The sequence below is a fragment of the Chondromyces crocatus genome (genome assembly GCF_001189295.1).
In the GTDB taxonomy this organism is placed as follows: Bacteria; Myxococcota_A; Polyangia; order Polyangiales; family Polyangiaceae; genus Chondromyces; species Chondromyces crocatus.
In genome coordinates this window covers 3160965-3175776 of sequence record NZ_CP012159.1, presented here as the reverse complement: position 1 = coordinate 3175776, position 14812 = coordinate 3160965, and the positions used below count along the sequence as shown (strand labels likewise).

The 14812-nt window shown below is 69.1% G+C and carries 9 protein-coding genes; 3 read left to right on the top strand and 6 right to left on the bottom strand.

The window, feature by feature from the left end; all coding sequences use genetic code 11:
* Positions 1–93: 93 nt before the first annotated feature.
* Complete coding sequence (locus CMC5_RS11780; protein WP_082362400.1) at positions 94–675, top strand: TetR/AcrR family transcriptional regulator; 582 nt, start codon at positions 94–96, stop codon at positions 673–675.
* Between the two features lie 101 nt (positions 676–776).
* The gene (gene hemH, locus CMC5_RS11775) at positions 777–1670 is read left to right on the top strand and encodes a ferrochelatase (protein WP_050430495.1); all 894 of its coding nucleotides are present in this window, start codon (positions 777–779) and stop codon (positions 1668–1670) included.
* A 27-nt stretch (positions 1671–1697) separates the two neighbouring features.
* On the opposite strand, the gene CMC5_RS11770 is transcribed toward hemH, so the two are convergent.
* From CMC5_RS11770 to CMC5_RS11745, 6 genes are all read right to left on the bottom strand, one after another.
* The gene (locus CMC5_RS11770; RefSeq protein ID WP_063796262.1) at positions 1698–2411 is read right to left on the bottom strand and encodes an SDR family NAD(P)-dependent oxidoreductase; all 714 of its coding nucleotides are present in this window, start codon (positions 2409–2411) and stop codon (positions 1698–1700) included.
* Positions 2408–3118 (bottom strand): SDR family NAD(P)-dependent oxidoreductase, encoded by a 711-nt coding sequence (locus CMC5_RS11765; protein ID WP_050430494.1) that lies wholly within the window; start codon positions 3116–3118, stop codon positions 2408–2410. The genes CMC5_RS11770 and CMC5_RS11765 overlap by 4 nt, the downstream gene beginning before the upstream one ends.
* A 305-nt stretch (positions 3119–3423) precedes the next feature.
* Positions 3424–4878, bottom strand: a complete 1455-nt coding sequence (locus CMC5_RS11760; protein ID WP_245678406.1) for a cytochrome P450 — start codon at positions 4876–4878, stop codon at positions 3424–3426.
* 46 nt (positions 4879–4924) lie between these two features.
* Complete coding sequence (locus CMC5_RS11755) at positions 4925–6373, bottom strand: SDR family oxidoreductase (RefSeq protein ID WP_050430493.1); 1449 nt, start codon at positions 6371–6373, stop codon at positions 4925–4927.
* Positions 6374–6387: 14 nt separating this feature from the next.
* Positions 6388–7137: a 4'-phosphopantetheinyl transferase family protein gene (locus CMC5_RS11750; RefSeq protein WP_050430492.1), complete on the bottom strand. Its 750-nt coding sequence runs from the start codon at positions 7135–7137 to the stop codon at positions 6388–6390.
* On the bottom strand, positions 7134–13655 hold the full coding sequence (locus tag CMC5_RS11745; protein WP_050430491.1) for a type I polyketide synthase: 6522 nt from the start codon (positions 13653–13655) through the stop codon (positions 7134–7136). The genes CMC5_RS11750 and CMC5_RS11745 overlap by 4 nt, the downstream gene beginning before the upstream one ends.
* 361 nt (positions 13656–14016) lie before the next feature.
* On the opposite strand from CMC5_RS11745, the gene CMC5_RS47440 reads away from it, so the two are divergent.
* Positions 14017–14763, top strand: coding sequence for a MarR family winged helix-turn-helix transcriptional regulator (locus CMC5_RS47440; RefSeq protein WP_082362399.1), 747 nt, complete (start codon positions 14017–14019; stop codon positions 14761–14763).
* The last annotated feature ends 49 nt before the right edge of the window (positions 14764–14812 follow it).

The following is a 14812-nucleotide window of genomic DNA, read 5'->3' as shown; positions in this document are numbered from 1 at the left end:
TCCCTTCTCGATCCGAGGATCGCACGCGATGTACACAGCCGTGTACATCGTTGGGTTTAGTCCATGACCCTTCGCATGTAAACTGCTGTGTACATGCCTACATCCGCCGACCCCAAGAAGACGTCACGTCAGCGCGATGCCGACCGCACGCGCAGCGCGATTCTTTCTGCCGCGCACTCGCTGTTCGCCACACGAGGCTTCGCCAACACGGGCGTGCGCGAGGTGGCCGAGCTCGCCGGGGTGAACTCGGCGCTCGTCGGCCGCTACTTCGGCTCGAAGGAGGGGCTGTTCCGCGCGACGCTGGAGCGATCGCTCGGGATCTCCGCGGTGCTGCATGGAGATCGACGTCGCTTCGGCGTGGACATGGTGGCGCGGTTCTTCGACTCCGAGAACATCGCCAGCCCGCTGGCCATGATGATCCTCTCGACCGCAGATCCCGCCACGCGCGACATGAGCATCGAGCTGCTCCAGACGAAGGTGGTCATCCCCCTGGGGACGTGGCTGGGTCCTCCGGACGGCCAGGGCCGGGCTGCGCGGCTCATCATCCTCTGGGGTGGCTTTCTGACCTACTGGAAGCTTCTCCCCCTCCAGCCGCTCGCCGGGGCGCGCATCGCCTCCACCCGCCGGTGGCTTGAGACCGCGTCCCAGGCGATCGTCGACGAAGGTCCGGCCTGAACCTGCTCGGCGTCGGGCTGCTCGGCGTCGGACCCCTCGAAGCATGCCGCCAAGCGTCCGCTTCGGGCTCAGGGGTTCGCCCGTGCTAGGGTCCGGCAATCATGTCGGTCGCCGTCCTTCTCTCATGCCACGGCACAGTCTCGCTCACCGAAGACATCCCTGCCTTTCTCCACAACATTCGACGCGGTCGCCCGACGCCGCCCGAACTCGTGCAGGAGGTCGCCCATCGGTTCGAGCTCATCGGCGGATCACCCCTCATGAGCATCACCGAGGCCCAGGCACGCGCCCTGGAGGCCCGCCTCGGTGTCCCGGTCGTCGTGGCAGGGCGGCTCTGGCACCCGTACCCTGGCGAGGTTCTGCCGGGACTCGTCGCGCAGGGCGTCCGGACGCTCCTTTCTCTCCCTCTGGCGCCACAATCGGTCGATGTGTATCACGCGGCCGTCCGTGAAGCCGCGGCGCCCCATCCACAGCTGTCGCTCCGCTATGCCCCTGCCTGGGGCCTCGAGCCTGCATTGCTCGATGCATTCGTCGAGACCATCGATGAGGCGCTGGCTGCCGCCCTTGAGGCCGAGCGAAACGACATCCCCATCGTCCTCTCGGCCCATAGCCTCCCCCGCCGCGTCATCGCTGCCGGGGACCGCTACGAGATCGAATTCCGCGCCATGGCCGACGCCGTCGCGCAGCGGCTCCGTGCACGGGGAGCGACGACCTCTATCGCCTTTCAGAGCCAGGGAGCGAGCGCCGAGCCATGGCTCGGGCCGGATCTCGCCGAGACCTTCGCCGCGCTCGCGGCAGCAGGCGCCCGGACGGCCCTCGTCGCGCCCATCGGCTTCCTCGCCGAGCATGTCGAGACGCTCTACGATCTCGACATCGAGGCGCCGCAAATCGCGCAGCGCGCAGGCCTGGAGCGCCTCCTCCGGGCCAGGGCCGTGTGCGACAGGCCGCGCTTCATCGACGCCATGGAGGCTGTCGCACGCCGCGCGCTCTCTGCGTAGTTGCCGGCGAGGCGACGGAGAGCAGGGTCAGGCCAGCGCCCCACCGTCGATCGAGATGGCTTGCCCCGTGATGCCGGCGGCCCCGTCCCCAGCCAGCGTGAAGGCCAGGTCTGCGACTTCCCGGGGCTCGATGAAGCGGCCCAGAGGAACGCTGCGTGCGAGCGCCTCCTCGTCGAGGCCGAGATCGCGCATGCGGCCTTCGGCCATGGCCGTGCGGGTCCATCCCGGGCAGATGGCGTTGACGGTGATGCCCCGGGGAGCGGTATGGAGCGCGAGGGCGCGGGTGAAACCAATGACGCCGTGCTTGGCGGCCGTGTAGGCAGTCTGATCCGGAGCTCCCTTCAGCGCGAGGACCGAGGCGATGTTGATGATACGCCCCGTTCGATCGGGCAAATGCGGGAGCGCGTGTTTGGATACGAGGTACGTCCCATCCAGGTTGACCGCGATGACTCGCCTCCAGAAGGAGTCGTCGTCGTCGGGATCCAGCGAGTTCACGCCCGCCAGCCCCGCGTTGTTGACCACCACGTCGAGGCGACCGAACCGCTCGAGGACGGCGCCGATCCCTGCCTTGACCTGTGCGGCGTCGCTGACGTCACACGTCCGCGTCAGGGCTGCGGACGCGGAGGTGATCGGCGTGCGGGCGAACGCCGCGACGAGGAACCCTCCTTGGTGGAAGCGCTCGATCAAGGCCTCGCCAATGCCGCGCGAGCCGCCGGTCACGAGGACGACCCGCTCGCTCATTGGGCCACCCCTCCCCCGTCCACCGGAAGGACCACGCCCGTCATGAACGAGGCAGCGTCCGACGCGAGGAACGCGACCGCCCAGGCAATTTCCCGCGGGTCGGCGAATCGCCCCAGCGGGACGGCGCTCTTGTAATCGTCATCCGTCGCCTGTTGCCTTCGCGCGGAAAGCTCCGCGATGACCCGGCGGAGCATCGGGGTGTCCGTGCTCCCAGGCGCGACGCAGTTGACGCGAATGCCCTGCGAGCCCCAGTCGAGCGCGGCGCTCATCGTGAGCTGCGCCAGCGCCGCCTTCGAGGCGCCATAGATCGAGCTGTCGCGCTTTCCGATGAACGCTTGATCGCTGGCATTGTTGACGATCGCCCCTTTGCCCTGGCGCACCATGTGGGGGATCACGTGCTTCATCAGGAGAAAGGGCGCCTTGAGGTTCACCGTGAGCACGGCGTCGATATCGTCGAGCGACGTATCGACGAGGTTTCCGAGGTGGGTGACCCCGGCATTGTTGACGAGGATGTCGACTCGCCCTTCACGCTCGACCACCCGCTCCACATGGGCCCCGATGGAGCCCAGGTCGCGCAGGTCGACGTCTGGCAAGTCGAACCCGTGAACACGGCACCCCTGCTCTCCCAAGAGCGATGCAATTGCCGCACCGATGCCGCTGGAGTGGCCCGTGACGATGGCGACCTTGTCTGCGAGTCCCGGTAGCATCAGGTTCCCTCACTCGACCCGAGAGGTGACTGGCTTCTCCCGCACCCGAGCGACAGACCTCGGTCCAGCTCTCTCGGGGGCTCTGCGATGTGTCGAACGCAGAGGGAGTGCCATTTCGATCGTGCCCGGGCGCGTTCGCGCAGGGAAGACCAGGGGGCTGGTCGAGGTCAAGAAGATTCCGTGCGCCGTTCGGGTTTCGGTCAATGCGAGCAGCACGCCCAGCGACATGGCCGAACCATCGTGAGCGCAGCGAGGAGGGGCCTCGAATCTGCGCTCGTCTCCCTCTTGGAGGTGCTCGGCGCAGCTCAGGAGCCAGCGCTGAAGGGGCAAGCTCGTGACGGTCGAGCCACGCTCTCGCGCACACCGTCACCACCGCGCCTGACGCTCGCGCTTCTCGTCTGCTCCCGGCGACGGCAGATCATACGCATCCCGTTCAGCGGTTGCAGGGAGATGAAGCCTCGGCATCTGGGGTCGAAGCCGGGGATCAGCTGGAATCGATAACGCTGCAACAGCATGGTCACCATGATCTTTCCTTCGAGCTGACCCATGAACTCTCCGAGGCAGATCCGCTGCCCAGCGCCGAAGGGAATGAAGGCGAGCTTCTCCTCGGCGCTCTTCCGCGACTCGGCGAATCGCTCCGGCATGAACTTCTCCGGTGCGTTCCAGAACGCTGGGTGTCGGTGGGTGACCCACGGGACGATGGCCACCGTCGAGCCAGCCTCGACCCGATACCCACCGACGACATCGTCTTCGAGCGGGCTGCGCAGGATGAAAGGCACAGAAGGCATCAGCCGCAGGCACTCGTTGAAGACCATGCCGAGGTACGGCATGGCGTCGAGGTCTTCGACCGTCGGCGTACGACCCGAGAGGACCCGATCGATCTCCTCCGTGAGCCGCTCGCAGGCTTCCCGGTGCTGGCTCAGCAGGTAGAGCGCCCAGGTGGCGGTCACGCTCGACGTCTCGTGCCCCACCATGAGGATCGTCTTGATCTCGTCACGCAACTGAGCCCGATCCATCGCCTCGCCGGTCTCCGGATCCACCGCTTTCATGAGCCGGACCAGCACGTTGTCGGGGCTGCCATCACCGGCCTGATACCCATCGATGATCTCGTCGATGACCGCATGCACCTGGCCCATGGCGTGGTGGAACCGCGCGTGACTGGGGAGCGGCCAGGAGAGCGGTAGGTTGACGAGCGAATACATCCGCTTGAGCGCCATCGACAGCGCGAACTTGAAGGCGGTGCGCACCGTGTCGGTGTGGGCGTGGAGGGCTGCTCCGAAGAAAGCCTCACCTGCGATGCCGAAGGTCACGTCCATCATGTCGTCGTTGATGTCGCGCTCGAATTCGTCCGGTCGAGCGTCCCAGCGCCGGAGCAGCGCCTCGGTATGCGCAATGATGAGTGGTACGAACCCGAGGGTGCCCGCGTGATTGAACTGTGGCTGCACCAGCCGCCGCTGGCGCCGCCACAGGTCTCCCTCGCTGTTGACGAGCCCCCAGCCGAGCACGGGCACCAGCTCGTGGTAGCGCTTTCCCTTCGGGTAATTGCGGCTGCTCGTCCGGAGGATGTGGCCGATGTCGCGCGGGTGGAATGCGAGCACGAAGTCCTCGGCCCCGGGTGCCCGCAGGCGGACGACGTCGCCATACCGCGCGAACAGCGCCTCGTAATGACGCATGTTACCCGTACGGAAATTCGCCAGGTAGCGCAGGCTGGTGAGAGGGCCAGGGCCCGGGGGTCGTTTTTCCTCACGCATCTCCGTCATGACGCCTCCTCACGGGTGAATACGACCGCGGGTCTTCCGACCCAGGTCAGATGCACAGCGAGCCTCCGGCATCCACCGTGATGGTGGCGCCGTTGATCATCCGGGCTCCGTCTGCCAGCAGGAGAAGCACCGCAGCGGCGATGTCCGCCTCGCTGCAAAGTCGCCCTCCAGGGGTGCGCGACTCCCAGTAGGGAAGGAGCCGCTCGTGATCCGGGTAATGGCTCGTGACGTGGCCATAGATGGGTCCCGCCGACACCGTGTTGACCTGTACGTTCCGCGGGGCGAGCTCCACGGCGAGAGCGCGCGTGAGCGTCTCGACGGCAGCCTTCACGGCTCCCATGGCGCCGAAGTGTTCGAGGTAGCGACCCGCCCCGTTCGAGGAGAGGGCGACGATCCGGCCTCCCCCCTGCCGCTCCATGAGCTGTGCGGCGCGAAGGGCGCACTGGTGGTAACCGATGACGTTGGTGCGAAACGCCAGCTCCCAGTGTTCTGGCGTCGTCTGCTCCAGCGAACCGAATCGCCCATTCGAGGCATTGCTGATGAAATGGTGCAGCTCCCCCACGTCTCGCTCGATGGCGCGAAACATGGCGTCGACATGAGATGGATTGGCGACCGAGCCCCAGACGTGAATGGCCTCGCCGCCGGCGCGATGGATCTCGTCCGTCGCGGCCTCGCCGTCGTCACGCGAATGAAAGCTGTTGATCACGACTCTGGCACCAGCGCGCGCCAGCGCCTTCGCGATCGCGCGGCCCAGGCCGCGGCTGGAGCCCGTGACGAGCACGGTCTTCCCCGTCAGAGCGACGTCGTGACTGGGGCGCGCGGGGCTATCTCTGGGCCCCTCCTCGCTTCGCCTCGCACCGGCGCTGGTGAGGCCAGTCAGGAGCCGTTCGAGGGCGCCCACGGTGCGCGCGGAGTCCAGCGCTGCGGCGAGTTCTTCCGTTCGCACACCCCGCTGTCGCAAAAGGGAGCGGATCACCTCACGGCGACGAGGATCGATGCCCAGGTCTTCCTCGAGGCGCGCCTCCGGGGTGAGCAGCTCGATGGGATGGCGTGTCGCCTCCGCGAGCACCTCGAGCACCATCCCTGGCGCTCCGGTGCTGGGCGCTGGCAACGCGGGAGTCCCAGGGTGGACACTGGCCGCTTCTCGCCCTGACGAAGAGGTTGCGGGCGCATCCAGAGGCGTCTCGGGGCCCATCATGGGGGCTTCGGAGCGCGCGGCCCCAAGGGCAGTCACCGGCTGCACCTCGGGATGCGAGAGCTTCTGCTCCAGAAAATCAGCGACGCGCGCCACCGTGCGCAGCTCCTCCGGCGCCGCTTTGAGCGCTTCTGCCAGGCCGAATTCCGCACGGAGCGTGGCGAGGATCTCGCCTCGCTTCACGGAGTCGATGCCCAGATCCTGCTCCAGGTCGGCGTCGGCAGCGACAAGCTCGTCAGGGTAGCGCGTCATGCGCACGAAGACGGAGCGAACGTGTTCCAGCAGATCTTGCGAATGCATGGTCGAATGCCTCTTCAGGGTTGGATCGATCGAGCGAGCACTGGATCCGGCGGAGCCTCGACGACCGCGGCCAGCGCGAACGTCCTGGTGAGCACGGATCGGCAAAAGAAACGCACGCCGCACGCCATCAACGCGAAGGTACGGACGGAGGGCAACGCGAAGGGGGATCCCGCCAGCGAAGTCGAAAGCTCGATGTCGCGGAACGAGAAGCGCGGAGGCAGGGTGAGGGCTCCTGATTTGTAGAGGGCCTCTTTCACGCTCCAGAGCAGCGTCTCGAGCGCCGCACGGTCGGCTCGTCGGGGGGAGCGGAAGGTGAAGGCGTCGCGCTCTTGCGGCGTGAAATGCTCATCCGCGAAGGCAGCCGAGCGCGGCTCCACACGCTCGACGTCTACCCCGACGGCTCCCGCTGGAGAAACCGCGGCCGCCGCCACCTCACCCGCATGCGACAGCGATACCGCCACCCGCTGGTCGGCGAATCGCGGAGCCGTCCCGCCGGGCCCGGACAGCGCCACGTCGAGGTACTGCCCCCGCGCATGTGACGTCAGCGAAGCGGCATCCAGCGCCACGAGCGGCGCGCTTCGCCCCTCGGCCAGCTCCAGCCGCAGCCACTTCGCCGCCACCCGGGCGCATGCCGACTGCATCCGACGGGACGCCACGCGCTGAGCTGCGCAAGCGCGATGCTCCGCCGCGGTCAGGTAGGCACCGCAGCGGATTGCCGTCTCCGCATCGATGCGCACGAGGGCGACCCCCAGCTGCGGCATCATCGCGCCGCCTCCTGCATCGGCCGCTTCGTACCGCCCTCCACAGCGACCCGCCCCACGACGTGTCCCTGCAGCCCCTCCACATCGAGCAGCACCTCTCCTGCTGGATCGAAGGCCTGAGCCCACGCGCTCAGGACCCGCTCACCCGTCACCAGAGGAACGGTCGCCACGAGCCGTGCCTGGCCAGGCGCCTCGCCGAGCGCCAGGTCGTTCATGGCGCCACCGAAGCGAATCCTGTCCATGCCGCCTGCCGCGCAGACCGGCAGCGAACCGGCGGGGTCGCGGTGGAGCGTACCGAGGGTCAGGAGCGCATCGAGCAAGAGAAACGGCGTCACCGCATGACGCAGCGGCTCCAGGGCGGGGCCCCTCGGCGCGTGGAACGTGCTCGCTTTGAGCGCATCGCCGAGCACGAAGGAGCGGAGATGGTCGAACCACCCAGCATGCTCGAGCGGCGCGCCGGCGCGGGCATAAGGATCGCGGAGCGAGGGTCCTTCGAGGTGCTTCCGGGATCGTACCGCTGCCGCGTCACGCTGCGCCCCGAGTTCGACGTCACAGCGCGCGAAGAGAATGTCCTCTCGGAGCACGACCCCCGAGGCGTGAACGAAGTCCCCCCGTACCTCGATGGTCGAGACCAGGCGCCCCCCGCCAAGCGACACCTGGCGGGTGGTCACCGTGTGTACCTCGCGCGCCGCGGCCTCCTGGAGGCGCAGGAACTCGAAGAAGCGTACGTCACGCACCTCGCGGACCACGCGCGGCTCCCCCGGGGCAGCGCCGAGCGCATGGCGCACCGCCAGCTCCACGAGGAATGCTCCGGCCACGACGATCTTCCCCTGCGCTCGGTGACCCGAGAGCCAGGGTTCGAGACGCGGGTCCAGCGTCCACGACCGACGCGGGGTCGCACTGCCTGGACCCCGGTCTCCCGAGGGCGGCATCCCGGCCGCAAATCGCGGCTGGAAGCGAGCGCGTTCCGCATCGGTCAGGAGCACGAAGGCGCCTCCTCTGGGTCTCGCGGTCACCAGATCGAGGAAGAGGTGCCGACCTTCGTCGGCCTCGATTCCGCGAAGGCCGCGTGCCGCTCCGAGCGCGCTGTACTCCGAGCCGGCCGTCATGCCGACGCCGTTCCACCCCAGCCATGCGAGGCTGGACCACACCTGCCCCGCCGTGCCACCCGAGAAGAGCGAAGCCGCCCGGTTCATGGCCTCGTTGGCAGCCCCGTAATCGGGCTGGCCGTCGTTTCCCAGCGCGCTGAAGGCCGACGTCACCAGGTGGAAGTGAGGTCTGGCCGTGGGGAGGTGACGCGCCAGGGCGCGGTGGATGTTTCCCAGGCCTGCGAGCTTCGTGTCCACGATGCGCTCGAACAGCGCGAGGGACTTCGAGGGCAATCGACTCGAGACCTGGATCCCGGCGCCATGCACCACGAGGTCGAGCCGGCCGTGGACCGCAGCGATCTTGGCCACGGCGCGGTCGACGTCTTCGCCACGGCTGACATCGACGGCGTGGTAGTCCACGCGCCCTGCACCACCCCTGAGGCGCGCCAGCGTCTGGTGGACCTCACGTGCTGCGCGCATGAGACCATAGCGCTCTCGCAGGGCAGCAATTTTCTGGTTGCGATCCGCGCGCAACGCCTCGGCGTAGAAGTCCCGCTCGTAGGCCTCGAACTCCGCGTCGTTCATGGCGAGTGTGTGCGGCGGCGCGTCCTCCAGCCGTGACCGACCGAGGAGCACCGCACGGCACCCAAACCGCTCGATGAGCGCCTCCAGCAGGATGGCCGTGATTCCGCGTGCCCCTCCGGTCACCAGAACGACGGAGTTCGCGTCGAGCGCAGCCTCTCCACCACGGACAGGCTCCTGTGCCTCGGCGAGCGCGACGACGTGCCGCTCACCCCTCACGTCGACGACCTCTTCGGGCACCTCCGGCCGAGCCCAGCGCCACTCACGAAACAGCGCATCGAGTGCGCCGCGCGCCCCGGTGCAGTCCGCGTGGACCACCCGCACATCCCCTGCGGGAAGCTCGCGAGCGAGGGCCTTCGCGAAGCCCCCCGCCACACCGCTCAGCGGCGTGAGCCGCCCGCCATCGAGAGCCTTCAGAACGATCGCCGCAAAAGCGACCTCCCCGCGCGCAATGGCGTCGTAGTAGCGGCGCGCTGCACCGAAGAGCGCTCGCATCGGCGGCTGGTACGAGCCCGGCGTCCCGTCGAGGAATGCACGCCCTTCCGTGGCCCGGCTCAGCACCACGACCGCATCGACATCGCGGGGTGCGAGGGCATCGAACGACACGAGCAGCCTCTCTTCATCGCGTCCGTCGATCGACGGGCACGCTCCCTCACGCGGCTGGAGAGTCCCCTCCGACGCCTCGCCCCCCGGGCACCCGAGAGACAGCACCACGGCGCCCGCGGACACCTCGGCCCGCACCTCTTCCGCGAGCGCCGCCTCGGCGCACACATAGAGGACCCGCCCTGGCACCCGTCCTGCGGGATTGGCTCCCATCGAGCGCACCAGCGTCGGGACGTAGTGCTGGATCGGTGTTCCGGTCACGAACCCCGAGAGCCCTGGCGGTGGGGCGATCTGCACACGCCTGGATTCCCCTGGCCACGACAGCATCGCCGCCTTCTGCGCGCGCGCACCTCGCACCGCCGCCGTCAGCTCCTGCGCCCCTTCGGCACCACGCATCCTCGCCCGCCCCTGGCCAACCTGGTGCGCCTCCCGCCCTCGGTCGGCTTCGGGCGTGCTGGTGACCTGAAGATGCGCCAGCACCGGCCAGCCGTGGCGCGCTGCCGTGGCCTCGGTGCACAGCGCGACGACCACTGCCCCCTCCCCGATTGCCCTCGGATCCTCGCCCGCCGACATCCCTCGGGCCACCTCGTCCCCGAAAGCGTTCACGGCCCCTGCGAGCACGACCTCGCAGTCCCCCTCCAGCGCGAGATCCGCCATTGCGAGCGCGCTCAGGAGCGACGTCCCGGAGGTGTCGACCACGAAGTTCGGGCCGCGGAGCCCGAAGACATTCGCCACCCGCCCGGAGACGATGTTCGGCATGTTGCCCGGCTGGGTGTACGGCCCCGCCGCAGGGGACCCCTCCCGGAGGGCGTCCACCACCCTGCCCGAAAGCTCGGAACGCACCTCCCGGTTGCCGAGCCACCGCGCCACCCGGTCCGCAAAGAGCCGCTCGTTCACCCGCGCGCCCCGCAAGGTCTTGCCCTCGTGACCGATCACCACCCCGATCCGGTCCCCGATCTCCCGGACCGGCAGCGCGGAGAGCGCCTGCTCCGAGGCCATCACCGCGAGCAGCTGCGCCGCGTCCATTGCCTCACGCGCGTCCGGCAACACAGGCGCCCGGGCTGGCAACCCGAGCGTGCCCGCCTCGAAGCTCAGGACGCCCGAGGGCGCCTCCGCAGGCTCCCCACGGCTGCCGGGGAAGACGCTCCCCACACCGATCACGCACAGCCTGCGGTGTCCCTCTGCAGGACGCCCCCGTCGTGCGCTCGCAGGGCCGCCTGAAAATTCCTCGACGACCAGGTGCGCATTCGTCCCCCCGAAACCGAAGCTGTCGAGCCCGGCGCGCCGCGGCTCTCCCGACGCCGGCGCCTCCCAGGGCAAAGCCTTCGTCGGGATCACGAACGGTGACTTCGCCAGCTCGATGCGCTCGCTCGGCGCTCGGAAGCCATGCTGCGGAAAGATCGTCCGCTCGCGCAGAGCCAGCACCACCTTGAGGAGTGACGCCACCCCGGCTGCCCACCCCGTGTGCCCGAGCAGCGACTTGACGCTCCCCAGCCCGATCCGTGCTGTTCCCGAGGCCTCCCCGAAGACCTCGACCAGCGCCTGGAACTCCGTCGCATCACCGACCGGCGTCGCCGTGGCGTGCGCCTCCACGTACTGTAGCGACCCCGACGAAACGCCCGCGTCCGCATGAGCGCGCCGCATCGCCAGCGTCTGGCCCTGGCGCTGCGGCACCGTGACCGACGGACTCGGCCCGTCGCTCGACAGCCCGCTGCCTACCAGCACCGCATCGACTCGACGCCCTCGCGCGACCGCATCCCCGAGCCGCTCCAGCACCACGACGGCGGCCCCTTCCCCGAAGACCACGCCGTCCGCGGAAGCATCGAGCGGGCGACTGCCCGTCGCCGACAGCCCACCGAACTGCGAGAACTGACACGCGCTCGGCGGCCCTGGCTGATACACCCCACCCGCCACCACGACATCGGCGAGGCCCCGGCGCAGCATGGCAGCGCCGAGATGCACTGCGTGCATCGACGACGCGCACGCGGCATCCACGAGCACCGTCTGCCCCCCCGCTCCCAGCACGTCCTGCACCACCCGTTCGAGGGGCTCCAGGTGCCCACGGCATGCCGCGCGCCGCGCCTCGTCGAGCCCGAACCCCTCCGCGAGCGCCCGCATCACGGCCTCGCGCTCCGCAGCGTCCGCCGAAAGGCCCGCCAGCACCTGCTCCACGCCGAGCAGCAGCGCCGCCTCATCGTGCTCGATCGACCCGTCCGCCGTGGAGCCGAGCACACAAGCCACCCGCAGCGCCCCGCCCCCCTGGAGCATCACCGCGCTCTCCTTCGCCTCGGCGAGCGCGCACGCCAGCATCCGGGCCGTCTTGGGGAGTCGCTCGAGCTGCTCTGCGTCGTATCCCGTCTGCTGCGCATACGGCCCCAGCGTGTCGACTGCCCCGACCAGCAAGCTGTAGGTCTTGTCCGCTGCGCGCCCCTCGCTCAGGAAATCGGTCCGGAGGTCCGGGAAGCGCGCCCCGTCATCCACGATCCCGCTCGTCCCCTGGCGAAGCTGCGCGAGGTAGGCCTCGACGCCTCCAGCCCCAGGAAGCACTGCGCCCATTCCGACGATCGCAATCGGCTCTGCATCCCTCGCTTCTGCGCGCACCTCCGGACTGGAGGACGGCACAGTCTCCCCCTGAACCTCCCGAGCACGCTGCGCGGACGCAGCTCGCGGCACGACCTCGCTCAGGTCCTCCCCCAGCACGCGCAGTGCTTCCAGGACGCGACGGTGCTCGGACACCACGTCTTCACCGGCGCGGAAGCACGAGAGCACCCGAACGCCGTTCTGAGATGGCAGGTTCCTGCGCGTGAGCGCGGTCAGGATGCTGCCCCCGCCGCACTCGACGAACGTACGACAGCCTGCGTCGTGGAGCGACCGCACCGCCTCCGCGAAGTCCAGCTGCGTCACCATGTGCATCGGGAGCAGCCGCGCGGGAGACAGGGGTCCGGAGCCGTAATGAACGCGATCCAGCGTCGAGTACGTCGCCGCCCCCCCCTTGGCGACCTCGATCCCCTGCAACGCGCCAGCGAACGGACCGACCGCCGGCGCAAGCAGCGGCGAGTGGAACGCGTACCGGCTCGCGAGCAGCGTCGCACGCATGGACGCCCGTTCGAGCTGATGCATCAGCGCTGCGATCCCCTCCACCGACCCCGAGGCCACCGTCTGCTCGGCGGCGTTCAGCACCCCCACGAACACGTCATCCCGCCCGAGCGCATGAATGGCCTCTCGCAGCCGCTCGGCCCCCGCTTGCACTGCGAGCATCCGACCGGGTGGCGCCTGACGTAGTGCGAGGACCCGCCGGCCCACGACGGCTGCCGCCTGGGCCAGAGACCACCCTCCCCCCGCCGCGACAGCCGGGATCTCGCCGAAGCTGTGCCCCGCCACCACATCGGGCCGAAGCCCGGCGGCGCGAAGCAGCGCGACGGCCACGTGATCCTGGACGAGGATCCCGAACTGGTCGAGATCGGGACACGCCGCGAGCCCCTCGCGCGCGACCTCCTCGCTCCCCACCACCAGCTTCGTGAGCGAGCCTCCGAGCAGCGCCTGCGCCACGGGCTCCACCTCCGCGACCGCCTCGCGCGCCACCTCGAACTGCGCGCACAGTCCGCGCAGCAGGCCCAGATCGAACGACCCCTGACCAGGCAGCAACAGCGCCACCCGCCCTCTCTCTCCGGCGCGCTCGACCTCCCCGCGCCAGGCCATCCGGTGCGGCTTGGCCTCGTGCAGCCCCTCGCGCGCGAGCTCCGCGCCGTACCGCCTCAGGCGCTCCGGAAAGAGCTCGCGCAGCGCCCCGCCCCCCCGCAGTACCAGCTCCACGAAGCGTGCGTGCTCCAGCCCCTCGTCGAGGGAACCGACATGCCTCGTCACCGAGCGAGGCAAGGGCGCCAGCGCCTCGCTCGTCGCCGACACGGTCACGAGCCGCTGGTAGCCGCATGCCACCGGCTCCCCGTCGAACCGCACGGTCCGGAAGTAACCGTAAACGCTCGACGGCGTGACCGCCCCCAGCGTCATGAAAATCGTGACCCGCTCTCCCACGCGGACCGGCGCCAGATTCCGACTGTATCCCTCTGTCGTGAGCAGCCGGATCGCACGATCTTCCTCGAAGGGCAGCGTCCCATCCGGCGCCTCGGCGAAGTACAGCGTCTCCCGGGCGATGCACTGGAAGCGGAAGTTCGTCAGGTAGTGATGGCTCCCGTACGCCATCGTGTCCTCGAACTTCAGGCAATACGGCACGACGAAGAACCCACTCATGGACCTTCTCCCTGCATGGCGTGCACGTGTGCCGCCGTGGTCCACGGCCGGGGCATCGCTCAGGAGCGGCCACCGGATCGCTCGGACCCGCAACAAACGTGTAGATGCACCCCGTGGCGCACGACAGCGACGACCCCGCCTGACGTGCGAGACTCACACGCCAGGCGGAATCGCCACGGAATGCTGAAAACGAATGAAAAACGCGCATCGGGCTGCCGCGCGCGCGAGACGAAATCGGACGCGCCGACAGGCCGGATGGTCCCGCGTCGTGGGGATAGGTGTACCTGCACCTGTTCAGATGTCAAGGTATCCAGGGCGGTCCGTTTGACGGAGGTAGCCTTCGCGCATACACACCAATCCCGTGGTCGATTTCGCTGATGCTGCCCGGATCATCGGCGCCCAGTGCGCCTGCGTGCGCGTTCGCCGGGCCTCTCGCGCCCTGACGCGCCTGTACGACGAGAACCTGCGCCCCTCGGGCCTCCAGGCGTCTCAGCTCACCATGCTCGTCGCCGTCGCCAGCTGTGGCGAGCACGGCGCCAACATCGGAGCCCTCGCCGAGGGGCTGGTCATGGACCGGACCACCCTCACCAGGAACCTCGTCCCGCTCGAAAAAGCTGGCCTCGTGCGCGTCGCCCGCGCCCCGAATGACGCCCGCGTGCGCCTCGTCTTCCTCACCCGCCAGGGGGAGCGCGCCATCGAGGTCGCGTTTCCCCTGTGGGAAAAGACCCAGAAGCACGTCCGCCAGCAACTCGGCCCCGGCAACGTCGACGCCCTCCGCGAGGAGCTGGGCCGCGTCGTCGCCGTCGCCTCGAGCCCCACCCGGACCCCTTCCAGGACGGCCGACCCGACGTCCACGAAGGCTCCTCCTGGCGCCGGCACACCGTCTTCCAGCAGCGCCACCAAGTCCTCCCCCGCTACCCCCAGCAGCCCTTCGCCCAGCGCTGCTGGCAAGGGGCCCAGCGCCACGGGTAAGCCCTCACCCAGCGGCCGCGGCAAGGCTCCCACCAGCGCCACCGGAAAAGCCCCCACCACGCCTCGGAAAGCTCCGGCAGAGACGCTCGCCAGAACGCCTTCTTCGGCGCGCCCTGGCAAACGCAAGGCTCACTGAGGAAGGCGCAAGAAGCCACGCCCCACCTACCTTCATTTCCTCCCGAGCC

Coding starts and splice junctions, on each gene's coding strand:
- CMC5_RS11760 (WP_245678406.1), bottom strand. CDS start 4,878: ATGACGGAGATGCGTGAGGAAAAACGACCCCCGGGCCCTGGCCCTCTC.
- CMC5_RS11755 (WP_050430493.1), bottom strand. CDS start 6,373: ATGCATTCGCAAGATCTGCTGGAACACGTTCGCTCCGTCTTCGTGCGC.
- hemH (WP_050430495.1), top strand. CDS start 777: ATGTCGGTCGCCGTCCTTCTCTCATGCCACGGCACAGTCTCGCTCACC.
- CMC5_RS11745 (WP_050430491.1), bottom strand. CDS start 13,655: ATGAGTGGGTTCTTCGTCGTGCCGTATTGCCTGAAGTTCGAGGACACG.
- CMC5_RS11765 (WP_050430494.1), bottom strand. CDS start 3,118: ATGCTACCGGGACTCGCAGACAAGGTCGCCATCGTCACGGGCCACTCC.
- CMC5_RS11780 (WP_082362400.1), top strand. CDS start 94: ATGCCTACATCCGCCGACCCCAAGAAGACGTCACGTCAGCGCGATGCC.
- CMC5_RS11770 (WP_063796262.1), bottom strand. CDS start 2,411: ATGAGCGAGCGGGTCGTCCTCGTGACCGGCGGCTCGCGCGGCATTGGC.
- CMC5_RS11750 (WP_050430492.1), bottom strand. CDS start 7,137: ATGATGCCGCAGCTGGGGGTCGCCCTCGTGCGCATCGATGCGGAGACG.